12 protein-coding genes are annotated in these 12,212 nt (G+C 36.1%); 11 read left to right on the top strand and 1 reads right to left on the bottom strand.

What is annotated here, in order from left to right; all coding sequences use genetic code 11:
- Window positions 1-10 precede the first annotated feature (10 nt).
- From folP to RT41_RS06925, 10 genes are all read left to right on the top strand, one after another.
- A complete protein-coding gene (gene folP, locus RT41_RS06970; RefSeq protein WP_245811637.1) occupies window positions 11-1,090 on the top strand; it encodes a dihydropteroate synthase in 1,080 nt (359 codons plus the stop codon).
- Window position 1,091: 1 nt separating this feature from the next.
- A complete protein-coding gene (locus RT41_RS06965; protein ID WP_096818442.1) occupies window positions 1,092-1,601 on the top strand; it encodes an NUDIX domain-containing protein in 510 nt (169 codons plus the stop codon).
- A gap of 2 nt (window positions 1,602-1,603) precedes the next feature.
- Window positions 1,604-2,899, top strand: coding sequence for a bifunctional folylpolyglutamate synthase/dihydrofolate synthase (locus RT41_RS06960; RefSeq protein ID WP_096818440.1), 1,296 nt, complete (start codon window positions 1,604-1,606; stop codon window positions 2,897-2,899).
- A 158-nt stretch (window positions 2,900-3,057) separates the two neighbouring features.
- On the top strand, window positions 3,058-3,702 hold the full coding sequence (locus RT41_RS06955; protein WP_281251377.1) for a deoxynucleoside kinase: 645 nt from the start codon (window positions 3,058-3,060) through the stop codon (window positions 3,700-3,702).
- Window positions 3,703-3,741: 39 nt separating this feature from the next.
- Window positions 3,742-4,239, top strand: a complete 498-nt coding sequence (locus RT41_RS06950; RefSeq protein WP_096818436.1) for a cysteine hydrolase family protein — start codon at window positions 3,742-3,744, stop codon at window positions 4,237-4,239.
- 571 nt (window positions 4,240-4,810) lie between these two features.
- Window positions 4,811-5,710 (top strand): UDP-N-acetylmuramate dehydrogenase, encoded by a 900-nt coding sequence (gene murB / locus RT41_RS06945; RefSeq protein ID WP_096818433.1) that lies wholly within the window; start codon window positions 4,811-4,813, stop codon window positions 5,708-5,710.
- A 426-nt stretch (window positions 5,711-6,136) separates the two neighbouring features.
- Entirely contained in the window at window positions 6,137-7,408 is a 1,272-nt protein-coding gene (locus tag RT41_RS06940) for an ABC transporter ATP-binding protein (protein WP_096818432.1), read from the top strand.
- A complete protein-coding gene (locus RT41_RS06935; RefSeq protein WP_096818430.1) occupies window positions 7,408-8,199 on the top strand; it encodes an ABC transporter permease in 792 nt (263 codons plus the stop codon). Before RT41_RS06940 ends, RT41_RS06935 begins: the two co-directional genes overlap by 1 nt.
- A gap of 1 nt (window position 8,200) precedes the next feature.
- Window positions 8,201-9,001, top strand: a complete 801-nt coding sequence (locus RT41_RS06930) for an ABC transporter permease (protein ID WP_096818428.1) — start codon at window positions 8,201-8,203, stop codon at window positions 8,999-9,001.
- Window positions 9,002-9,120: 119 nt separating this feature from the next.
- Window positions 9,121-10,188, top strand: coding sequence for an ABC transporter substrate-binding protein (locus tag RT41_RS06925; RefSeq protein ID WP_096818426.1), 1,068 nt, complete (start codon window positions 9,121-9,123; stop codon window positions 10,186-10,188).
- Window positions 10,189-10,391: 203 nt separating this feature from the next.
- Here the strand turns inward: RT41_RS06925 and RT41_RS10460 are convergent, their stop codons facing one another.
- Complete coding sequence (locus RT41_RS10460) at window positions 10,392-10,628, bottom strand: hypothetical protein (protein WP_096818424.1); 237 nt, start codon at window positions 10,626-10,628, stop codon at window positions 10,392-10,394.
- Window positions 10,629-11,141: 513 nt separating this feature from the next.
- Here RT41_RS10460 and RT41_RS06915 point away from each other — a divergent pair.
- Window positions 11,142-11,957, top strand: coding sequence for a Cof-type HAD-IIB family hydrolase (locus tag RT41_RS06915; protein ID WP_096818420.1), 816 nt, complete (start codon window positions 11,142-11,144; stop codon window positions 11,955-11,957).
- Window positions 11,958-12,212: the final 255 nt, after the last annotated feature.

Below are 12,212 nucleotides of genomic sequence, written 5' to 3'. Positions count from 1 at the left end.
TGAAGGTGACATGTTGAAAATTAAGGAATTATTAAATCAAGAACAAAAAACAATAAGCCATATTCCCGTTTTGTTTTATGACTTAAACAGTGACGAACGGACTTTTTTACTGCGAACGTTGATTCGTAAGGCAGAAAAAACTTTACTAGATGAGACGCAACTCCTCGTTTTATTTGATGTTTATGATCTTGAAAACTGGAATCGGAATTGGCCAATCATTAGAGATCGTTCCATTTTTGAAGCCATTTTAGAAGGTCATAAAATGATTTGGCAAGGGAAAAACTTTACTTTTAATTTAACAACAAGCCCCATTGTCTATACGATAATGAACATTACCCCGGATTCTTTCCATGATGGAAGTTCAGACAATTTACTTGTGTCTAGTTTTTTAAAAAAAGCGGAACTTGCTTTAATTGATGGGGCGAGTGTCCTTGAGCTGGGGGGGAAATCTTCGCGTCCAGGTTATCAAGACATTAGTCCTAAAGAAGAGTGGAACCGACTCAAAGGGCCACTGACAGCACTTAAGGAGCAGTTCCCACAGGTGACTGTTGCAGTGGACACTGATGAGCCATTTGTTATGGAACGAGTTTTGGACGCTGGTGTTGACATTATCAATGATATTGATGGCTTTGATACAGATGAGAAATTAAATATCATCAGTGCTTACAAACCTGCAGTGGTTGCCATGAACAATGGACGAGCTGGTTATCCCTATTCAGAAGAACTGTTCGATAATCTTGATCAGGCCTTTTCCAAAAAGAAACTCGAGTTAATGGAATGTGGGCTTGATCCGAGACAGATTGCCATCGATCCAGGTGTTGGTTTTTTTGATCCAAAGCGTGGATCAGATAGTTTATTACGAGCAAAAAGTTCTGAATTACTTTCACGGACGGGATTGCCAGTCATGATCGCAATTTCTAATAAACGTTTTTTAAATCAAGACTTTGATTTGTCAGACGATGAACGATTGTTAGGGACGATCATGTTAGAGGGTAAAATGATGGATGAAGGGGGCCGCATTTTACGTGTGCATGATACAAAAGCAACAAGCCGTTTAATTAAAGCCTATCAAACGTATAAAAGGGTATAGAATGAACAAGGATCTAACGGACGAACTTCAGTTACTTTTAGGACAAGGAATGGACAACAAAATTGAAGGACTCATGCATAAATTGGAACTATTTCCACTAGAATTGCGTGGGAAAGCGAATCCTGATTTGCAAATTTCAGCATCAGCTTTAGTTTTTGTTGGTCGAAAACTCTTTTTTATTGAACATCCCTATCAGAAGGAATGGCTCTTACCTGCTGGTCATGTAGAAAAAGGTGAACAGCCCATTCAGGCAGCAATCCGGGAATTCAATGAGGAAACAGGTTATTTTGTAGGTGAGAAGGGAACCTTGGTTGACGCTAATATCATATCGATTCCACTGAATGAAAAGAGAAATGAAAAAGCACATCAACATATTGATTTTAGGTATTTATTGAAATTAGAAAAAGAAAAAGTCGCGTCTTCGGCAGAATTGCCTTTTAACTTGTTGAGTCAGGAAGAGGCACCCGAGGAATTCAAAAAATATTTTAGTTTATTAGAAGAAGGCATATAAAAATGGCAGTAGTTACAATTGATGAGGCATTAGACTGGATCCATTCACGTTTAAAATTTAATATTCGCCCAGGTTTAAGCCGCGTGTCTGCCTTGCTTGATTTACTTGATCATCCAGAGCAACATTTGTCGATGATTCATGTTGCCGGGACCAATGGAAAAGGTTCAACGGTCGCATTTGTACGATCCATCTTTATGAAAGCCGGCTTAAAAAAAGTGGCATCCTACACGAGTCCGTTTATTGAAACATTCGGCGAACGAATGGCAATCAACACGCAACCGATGCCCGATGATAAAATTATTGAATACGTCAACCTGTTACAACCGCTCGTTGCGCAACTTGATGCGGATGAAAAATTGACTGGGATTACCGAATTTGAAATTATTACGGCCATGGGGTTTAAATATTTTTATGATGAAAAGGTTGATTTAGCAGTGATTGAAGTAGGTCTAGGTGGTTTAATGGACAGTACTAATGTCATTCAACCAGAAGTTTGTGCCATTACGACAATTGGTTTGGATCACGTTGACATCTTGGGGAAGACTTATGAAGCAATTGCAGCTCAAAAAGCTGGTATCATCAAAGAAGGAATCCCTGTTGTCTCTGGTAATATAGGCCCAGAAGCACTTGCCGTAATTCAAAAAACAGCTCAAGAACATCATTCGCAATTGTTTGAGTTCAAGAAAGCCTATAAAATTGAGGTCTTGAAGGATGAATGCTTTAACTTTACTAATGATCATTTAAATTTAATAAGAATAGAAAAATCATTGCTGGGCTTCCATCAAATTGAAAACGCAGCAATGGCTATTGAAATAGCTGATTTGTATGCTCAACGGGTGGGCATTCCATTAACAGAAGTTGCAATTCGGGAGGGACTCGCATCAGCTTACTGGCCAGCACGAATGGAACAAATTGCGGAATCCCCATTAACTTTACTCGATGGCGCCCATAATGTTCATGCCATGAAAAGAATGCTTGAGAACTTAAAGAAAGAACAATCAGGGAAAAAAATTACGATCCTTTTTTCAGCAATTACAACAAAGGATATTCGACATATGATTGAGATGTTGAATTCAGTGGAAAATGGTCAATTGATTTTGACGACGTTCGATCATCCTAAAGCCCTTTCTTTGAATGATTTTGCTGAGTACGCTGCTGACGGTGTCCAATACGTTGGGGACTGGCGTAAGGAAATACTCGATATAAGAAGAAAATGTCAAGTCGATGATATTTTTTTAATCACGGGTTCGCTCTATTTTTCATCTCAAGTTCGAGAATTTTTGTTGAAAAATTTGTAATTTAGAGTATAATAAAAGAGTTGTTTATTTTTTTAGTATCATGGAAAAATACCAGAAGTTTTAAGTAAATTAATTTAGAGCGTTTTGTTAACGACGCGACGCACATCTAGAAGTTATAAATTATTTTGTGTTGGTTCAATTTAGAGGAGGAAAATACAATTTTGATCGTATTAGCAGGTACAATAGGTGCAGGAAAATCAAGCTTAGCTAAAGCTTTGGGGGAACATCTGGGAACAGAAGTATTTTATGAAGCAGTAGACAATAACCCTGTGCTTGATTTGTATTATGAAGATCCAAAGAAATATGCTTTCCTTCTCCAAATTTATTTTTTGAACAAACGCTTCGAATCAATAAAAATGGCCTATCGTCAAGATAATAATGTTTTGGATCGCTCAATTTTTGAAGATGAATTATTTTTGACATTAAATTATAAAAATGGGAATGTTACTAAAACAGAACTTGATATTTACAAAGATTTATTAGCAAATATGCTTGAAGAATTAGAAGGAATGCCTAAAAAACGCCCTGATCTGCTTGTGTACATTGATGTATCTTTTGAAACAATGCTCTCACGGATTGCTCAACGAGGGCGTTCATTTGAGCAAGTTGAGTCACAGCCTGGACTTGAAGAATATTACAATCAGGTTCATGGAGAATACCCCGAATGGTATGAAAATTATGATGTATCACCAAAAATAAAAATTGATGGCGATAGCATTGACTTTGTTAATAACCCTGAAGACTTGGAAGCTGTTTTGCAACAAATAGATGATCGCTTAAGAAAACTGGATTTATTGGCATAAAAATATTGCTCAATCGATCAAAACGTTTGGAGGAGAGGGATGTTTGCAGATGTGCTTCTTGTAATTGATTTACAAAATGGTGTTTTGAAGGATGGTGAACAGGAAATTTGGCATAGGGATGAACTTCTTGAAGCCATCACGAGTCGAATAGATACTTACCGTGATAATCACATCCCTATTATATTTGTCCAGCATGAAGATGAGCTGCTCCAGGCAGAATCAGAAGAATGGCAACTGGTGTCGGAAATCGATCATCGTGGCTCTGATTTTTATGTGAAAAAAAGGCATGCCAACAGTTTTTATCAGACCAATCTGTTAAAGGTTCTAACAAAATTAAATGTTCGTTCGATTGAGTTTTGTGGTGCACAAACGGATTATTGTATCAATGCTAGTTTGGAGTTTGCTCATGGACTTGGCTTCAATAACGTGATGAAACACGGTTATTCGTCAACATATGACAATCGTTTCATGACGGCAGATGCCACAATCGCTTTCTTCGAGAATTTATGGCGTGAAAGGTTTGTTAAATTTATTTAAGCAATGATAAACCTATCTGATGGGATAGGTTTTTTTATTTGGCTAGGCTAGGATAGGATAGGATAGGATAACAATTTAACTTGTGATTAAAAGAATAAACAAATCTTGCGCTCTTGTAATAAAAAGAGTATCGTTTGCTTGCGGAGGTATGACATGGCTCCTATGGACCTGAAATTAATGAAAAATCACATCCGATTGTTTATGAGGTCTTTGGCAAGGCTATTGGTGCAACTCCTGATCAATAATTTTTAGCTCCAACTGGAAATATTTATCTCAACTCTAGCTTTGATTTTGGTGCGCCAGAAATGCCTGGGAATCCAACAGCTATAGGGCATTAACTCATACGACTGCTTTTAATGTGATTTGAGATAACCGTGATGGAACAGACATGACAGGCGACATGATGGATACAATTCCCCTTTTCCATCAAATCCCGTTTATTTTGTGACAAATGAGTTGTTTTTCTTATACATTTTAAGTGTACACGATATTAATTTGAAGATGAGGGAAGTTTCTCCAAAAAAATGATATAATTGTTACATAAAATCGATCATTTTGATTAAGGAAAAATATGTTAGATAAAAGTAAATTTGAAACCATCGACGATTTAGAATTAAAATACAATGAACCACTTAGCCATTACACATTTACAAAAGTAGGCGGTCCTGCTGATGTGTTGGCTTTTCCGAAGTCAATTGACGCACTGCAGACACTCATTGAAGTAGCACGTACTAATGATCTTCCGATTACCGTATTAGGAAATGCGTCAAACTTAATTGTTCGTGATGGTGGCATCCGTGGAATTGTAATCTTACTGGAGCAGCTAAACCTTGTGAATATTGCAGGTTATACAATCGAAGCGCAAGCTGGCGCACCATTAATAGAAGTTTCACAGATAGCACAAAAGCACGCACTGACAGGATTTGAATTTGCTTGTGGGATTCCAGGTTCTGTTGGTGGAGCAGTTTTCATGAATGCTGGGGCTTACGGGGGCGAATTATCACAAGTATTGGCTTCTTGCAAGGTTATTGATACCGAGGGGAACATTTCTGTTTTAAGAGGCGAAGAAATGCACTGGGGTTACCGGAATTCGATCATTCGTGAGCAAAATCTGATTGTCATTTCCGCTAAGTTTGAATTGTCAACGGGCGACCCGGCTGTCATTTTGAATGAAATGACCAGATTAAATCAGCTCAGAAGTAGCAAACAACCTTTGGAATATCCTAGTTGTGGGTCTGTCTTTAAGCGACCAGAAGGGCATTTCGCAGGTCGACTTATTCAGGAAGCTGGCTGCCAAGGTCACCGTATTGGTGGTGTTGAAGTTTCGAAAAAACATGCAGGTTTTATGGTTAATGTGGCAGATGGAACGGCCAAAGATTACGAGAACTTAATTGCCTATGTCATTGAACAAGTTAACCAAAAATTGGGAATAAAACTTGAAACTGAAGTAAGGATAATTGGGGAAAATTAGGGTATTCTTAATGTAAGTCGATTAAAGTATATTTCCAATCGTGCAAAAATACTTGAAATGCTATAAATTTTAAGTTATAATTGAATTATTCTGTGTATAAGCAGAAGATTTGACCGCTTTTTGTCAGTGCTGACAGAAGAGCTAAGGCCAGACGGACAGCCGGGTCAAAAGCCGAAATTGGCGACTTTCGTTGCCTTATTGATTAGTTGAAAACATTCAACTATGGGGACTTGTTTCCTCACCCAAGAAAACACGCTTGCGCGCATCAATAAGAGTATTAAAAGTTCTTCTGCACTATAGACTCTGAACTCGGACCCTTTTTGCCTTTTAGGCGGGAAAAAATACGATATTGAATGTAACCAAGTAAAAAGCTTGGTTTTTTATTGTTTTCAGCTAAATTTTTGGATAAAGGAAGTATCAATTGAAATGACAAAAAATATTATCGAATTTAAAAATGTCTCAAAAACTTATTTTGACAGTGATACGGTCGTTTTGAAAAACGTCAGTTTCGAAATTGAAGAAGGAAAGTTTTATACCTTACTTGGCGCATCAGGTTCTGGAAAATCAACGATTTTAAATATTATTGCTGGACTCTTAGATGCAACGGAAGGTGATGTTATTTTGGATGGTAAGCGAATTAATGATTTGCCTTCAAATAAACGAAATGTGCATACTATTTTCCAATCTTATGCTCTTTTTCCAAACATGAATGTCTATGATAATGTAGCGTTTGCGCTCAAAATCAAAGGGTTAGACAAAAAAGAAATCGCTGTTCGAGTTAAAGAAGCGCTCGAAATGGTACAGTTGGGTGGCTATGAAAAAAGAGCAATTGCGAAACTTTCAGGAGGGCAAAAACAGCGCGTAGCGATTGCTCGTGCCATCATTGATCGCCCCAAAGTTCTTTTGTTGGACGAATCTTTGTCAGCACTGGACATGAAACTGCGAAAAGATATGCAGTACGAATTACGTGAACTGCAACAAAATTTAGGAATTACCTTTATTTTTGTCACTCATGATCAAGAAGAAGCTTTAGCGATGTCTGATTGGATTTTCATCATGAATGATGGAGAAATTGTGCAATCAGGTACACCGACCGACATTTATGATGAGCCAATTAATCACTTCGTTGCAGATTTCATTGGAGAATCTAATATATTAAGTGGACGGATGGTTAAAGACTATTTAGTTGAGTTTAATGGTCAACAATTTGAAGCTGTTGATGGTGGGATGCGTAAAAATGAACCCATTGAAGTTGTCATTCGTCCTGAGGACATTGTTTTTAGCCGTCCAAATGAAGGAAAGTTTAATGTTAAAGTGGATACACAACTTTTTCGCGGCGTGCATTATGAAATCGTTGCTTACGATGAATTTAATAATGAATGGCTGATTCATTCAACTCACAAAGCAATTGTTGGCGAAACGGTAGGACTCGATTTTGATCCCGAAGCAATTCATATCATGCGTTTAAACGAAACGGAAGAAGAATTTGATGCCCGTATCGAGGAATACGTAGAAGAAGATGAGCAAACGATTGGACTTTCCAACGTTATCGCTGAAGAAGAAGCTGAATTCCAAGAAACAGTTCAAGAAGCAGTTCATGATGCCGTTCAAGAGGCGATTGATGCCGATGGAGATACACTTGAAAATCTGCATGAAGTGATTGATGCTGACGAAGAAATAGAAGGAGGCCATCATTAATGACAAAGAGACTCTATTCGATTCCTTATTTTTTGTGGATTGGACTCTTTGTCATTATTCCACTGGCCATGCTCTTTTATCAAAGCTTCTTTGATATTTCAGGACATTTCACATTATCAAATTACAGCACTTATTTTACAAGTGGAACTTATTTAATGATGACCTGGAATTCCGTTCTTTATGCTTTGATAATCACAGTTGTCACACTGCTCATTTCATATCCAACTGCATATGTTTTGACGAAATTGAAAATGAAACAGATGTGGTTGATGCTGATTATACTGCCCACCTGGGTAAATTTACTCTTAAAAGCGTATGCCTTTATTGGAATTTTTGGTAAATATGGCTCAATCAATGGTTTTTTGCAATTCATTGGAATTGGCAGAGTTCAAATCCTTTTTACGGATGCGAGTTTTATCTTTGTTGCATCTTATATTTCAATTCCATTCATGGTATTACCAATATTTAATGCTTTAGAAGATTTGGATTCGAACCTCATTAATGCCTCTTACGACTTAGGCGCTAGTAAAATTCAAACCTTTATCAATGTCATTTGGCCGTTGTCACTTAATGGTGTTCGAGCTGGTGTTCAAGCTGTGTTTATTCCAAGTTTGTCACTTTTCATGTTGACGCGTTTGATAGGCGGAAATAAGGTCATTACACTTGGAACGGCTGTTGAAGAACATTTCTTGATAACACAAAATTGGGGAATGGGTTCAACAATCGCTGTAGTGTTAGTTCTCGCTATGCTTGTTGTAATGGGATTAACCAAAGAAAAGAAAGGAGCCTAAGATGGAGAAAAAACGTCCACTTGGAAAAATTTATTTGGCAATCGTCATGATTATTCTCTATGCGCCTATCTTTTTCCTGATTTTTTATTCCTTTAATGCAGGGGGGGATATGAGTAAATTCACTGGATTTACTTGGGATAATTACAGCGAACTATTTGCTGATAGCCGCTTGATTCTAATTGTTGTCCAGACCTTTTTCCTTGCTTTTTTAAGTTCTCTAATTGCAACATTCATTGGAACGATTGGGGCGATGTTTATTGAGACAGTAAAAAATAAAGGTCGCGATACTATTATAGGCTTAAATAATGTATTAATGGTCTCACCAGACGTTGTTATTGGGGCCTCGTTCTTGATCCTATTTACATTTTTAGGTATGCAACTCGGTTTTTTCTCGGTTTTGCTTAGTCATATTGCATTCTCCATTCCCATTGTAGTCCTTATGATTATTCCGCTTTATCAAGAAATGGATAAGTCCTTGATTGATGCAGCGAGTGATTTAGGTGCTAATCGTTTTCAAATTTTAAAAGAAGTGATTTTGCCCTATTTAACACCAGGAATTATTGCTGGTTTCTTTATGGCCTTTACTTATTCACTGGATGACTTTGCTGTCACATTCTTTGTTACTGGTAACGATTTTACCACCCTTTCAGTTGAAATATATAGTCGAGCAAGAGAAGGAATCTCACTCGAAATCAATGCACTTTCTACGGTCGTGTTCCTCTTTTCAATTTTACTTGTAGTGGGCTATTATTTCATCATGAAAGATTCAGAAACAGCTGGTAAAACACCGAATTTGACCTAAGCAGTTTCAAAGTGATTTTAGCAATGCATTGTCAATTTATAGAAACTTTAACATCAGTACTGACAAGAAGATTTTACGATTATTTGAAAATTGATTAGATTAATGTAGGAAGGGAAAAAATGAAAAAATTGCTATATTTCTTTATCGGAATTCTCTCAATTACTGTGGTTTTAGGTGTCACAACACTTAAATTGGCCTCAAATGGTGGAGCAAAAACCGATAGCAATACCTTAACAATTTTTAATTGGGGCGAATATATCAATCCCGATTTAATAACAAAATTCGAAAAAGGAACAGGCTACCATGTCAATTATATGACCTTCGATTCCAACGAAGCAATGTATGCCAAAGTAAAACAGGGTGGAACAGGTTATGATATTATTGTTCCTTCTGACTATATGGTTCAAAAAATGGCAAAAGAGGGGTTGCTTGAAAAAATTGATCACGCTAAAATAAAAGGGCTTCAGGATGATGATCCTAAACTATTAAACCCTAGTTTTGATAAGGGGAATCAGTACTCTCTACCTTATTTTTGGGGAACTTTGGGAATCGTCTATAATGATAAATACATTAGCAATCCTCCGACTAAATTTACCGATTTATGGGATAAAAAATACAAAAATAGCATTATTCTGACAGATGATACGCGTGATGTAATGGGGATGGGCTTACTTGAACAAGACTATTCTGTGAATTCGACAAATCAAAAACAAATTGATCAGGCCTACAATCGACTTCTCCAATTAACACCAAATATTAAAGCGATATTAGGGGATGAAGTCATGAATTACATGACCAATAATGAGACTCCTATGGCAGTCGTTTATTCTGGTCAAGCAGAAGAAATGACAACAAGCAATAGCCACTTACACTACGTTATTCCTGAAAAAACAAATATCTGGTATGATAATTTAGCCATTCCTAAAACGGTCAAAAATATCAAAGCAGCTTATGCTTTTATTAATTTTATGCAAAAGCCAGAAAATGCAGCAAGTAACGCTGAGTGGGTGGGCTACTCTACACCAAATAATAAAGCTAAAGCCTTATTGCCAAAAGAAATGCGTGAGGATAAAGAATACTATCCAGACGAAGCGGTTATTAAAGATGACGAAGCTTACACGAATTTAAGTCCTTATTGGACTGGTGTCTACAACGATTTATATTTGCAGTTTAAAATGAATAAATAAAAAAGCTCGTAGCCCTAGTGGTTACAGCTTTTATTTTTTATATGTACCAAATTTTACCAAATAATTAATTTCTATTTATTCTACTGAAAAGATCCTTCACTTTTTTATCTTCAACCTTTTCGAGCTCTTTGATAATGTGTGGCCTAATCGAAATATTCGCATGGCCAAGACGTTTGGATATGGTCATAATATTGACATTGTTATCAATCAGGACTGACGCGTGTATGTCGGAGTCCGTGTGTGGTCATAACATGATCACAAATATTTTTTAGCTCATCATTCACGATATTATTGTCGATAATTCCACGCATAGGATGCCAGCAGACCACGTTGTTCTCATTTTCAATTTCTAATGCTTTGAACAACTTTTCTTGTCTATTTTTGTATCGAATCAGCAGCATTTTTATAATCATATAAGTAACTTTTTTTACTAAAAACATATTTGACAGTTTTACAATAAAAAAGTATAATCAAAATCCAAAGGAGAAACCGTGAACATAAAATATAATAACTGTGATTCTTGTGGAAAATCAAGCTGACGAAGCTGCATAAAGTTAGACGGAAAAGATTGATTTGTCCTCGCTGAGACAAATCATTGATATCTTCTTTACGAGTGAAAAAATAGAGTCAAGGGAACAATCAAGAGAATGATTATAGTTAATGAAAAAGTAATGGCATTATTTATTTTTCTTTTAGCATAAGATGAGAATTATAAAACAAGTCTTAAGATCCATCAGCAAAACCATTATTAATTCCCACAAACTACAAAAGACTCCATTTCAAGGCCAATCTCTAAGACTATTATTTGGCAGATGTAAAGATGAATGATTATGGGTGAAAAAGAGGCCTACAGACTTTGCCCTCCTACAAAATGAAGGTTATAAGTAATAGAGATTATGTTTAATAATTTTTCGTGAAAAAAAAGATGAAAAAATTGAAAATTAGAGGAAGAAATGTATAAATTAATAGTATTTGATATGGATGGAACTTTATTAAATAGTCAAAAAATGATTTCTAATGACAGTATTACTGCCATTAAAAAGGCAAAATCTCTTAACAAGCAAATTGTTTTGGGAACGGGTCGAGCAGTTGCAGAATTAAGAGAATATGAAGAAGAATTGGATGATATTCGTTACGGCATATTAGAAAGTGGCGCTTTGATTTATGATTTTAAACAAAAAAAAGTGCTGAATCACAAAACACTTCCTTCTGAAAGTGTAAATAAAATTAAAGAACTTGTAGCATGTTCTGATATCATGGTTATCGCGATGATAAATGGTCAAATCTATTTGCAACAATCCCACTTTGACTACATTTACAAATATAAAATGGAAGACTACAAGGCACTTTATGATCGTTCAGCGATACTCGTCGATGACATTACTTCACTCCTCGAGAAAGAAAAAGATAATTTTGAAAAAATAAATTTATATCACCATAAGTCTGAAGAGCGAGAAGAAAGTTACCTTAAATTGAGTCATGAAACGGTAACTATGGTAAAGGCTGAATCCACAGGGCTTGAAATGACAGCAATTGGAGTTGAAAAGGGGAGTGGCTTACAATTTCTTTGTGATTATTTAAACATTCCTATATCGGAGTCCATTGCAGTAGGAGATGCTGACAATGACGAAAGTATGATAAGAAATGCTGGTCTCGGGATTGCAATGGGTAATGCGAATAAAAATATCGAAAACCTAGCTGATTTTTCTGTAAACGACAACGATAATGGTGGTTGTTCACAAGCAATATATAAGTACTTATTATCTTAATGTCTTTCCTATCGTAGTAAAAAAAACAATTTATTTAGTTTGATAAACTTTTCGATCATCTAGTCATTTATTTAAAAGAGTTTTGATGAGATAATTTTAACTCAATAATTTTACTTTTCTAAAGTTAATTACTCCAAAGTGCTAATCATAATGATAAATAACAGAACCAACGATAAAAAAAGCACTTAAAATCAACTCTTTTATGACTGTATAATGCAATTGAAGAAATCAAAAAAACAAGTAACGCCAGTAGTT

Origin of the sequence: Lactococcus fujiensis JCM 16395, assembly GCF_002441655.1 — a bacterium.
GTDB classification, from domain to species: Bacteria; Bacillota; Bacilli; order Lactobacillales; family Streptococcaceae; genus Lactococcus; species Lactococcus fujiensis.
Note: the sequence above shows the minus strand (reverse complement) of the source record. Positions and strands in the feature narration are given on the sequence as shown.

Coding starts and splice junctions, on each gene's coding strand:
- murB (WP_096818433.1), top strand. CDS start 4,811: ATGTTAGATAAAAGTAAATTTGAAACCATCGACGATTTAGAATTAAAA.
- folP (WP_245811637.1), top strand. CDS start 11: ATGTTGAAAATTAAGGAATTATTAAATCAAGAACAAAAAACAATAAGC.
- RT41_RS06950 (WP_096818436.1), top strand. CDS start 3,742: ATGTTTGCAGATGTGCTTCTTGTAATTGATTTACAAAATGGTGTTTTG.
- RT41_RS06960 (WP_096818440.1), top strand. CDS start 1,604: ATGGCAGTAGTTACAATTGATGAGGCATTAGACTGGATCCATTCACGT.
- RT41_RS10460 (WP_096818424.1), bottom strand. CDS start 10,628: ATGTTTTTAGTAAAAAAAGTTACTTATATGATTATAAAAATGCTGCTG.
- RT41_RS06935 (WP_096818430.1), top strand. CDS start 7,408: ATGACAAAGAGACTCTATTCGATTCCTTATTTTTTGTGGATTGGACTC.
- RT41_RS06965 (WP_096818442.1), top strand. CDS start 1,092: ATGAACAAGGATCTAACGGACGAACTTCAGTTACTTTTAGGACAAGGA.
- RT41_RS06930 (WP_096818428.1), top strand. CDS start 8,201: ATGGAGAAAAAACGTCCACTTGGAAAAATTTATTTGGCAATCGTCATG.
- RT41_RS06940 (WP_096818432.1), top strand. CDS start 6,137: ATGACAAAAAATATTATCGAATTTAAAAATGTCTCAAAAACTTATTTT.
- RT41_RS06915 (WP_096818420.1), top strand. CDS start 11,142: ATGTATAAATTAATAGTATTTGATATGGATGGAACTTTATTAAATAGT.
- RT41_RS06925 (WP_096818426.1), top strand. CDS start 9,121: ATGAAAAAATTGCTATATTTCTTTATCGGAATTCTCTCAATTACTGTG.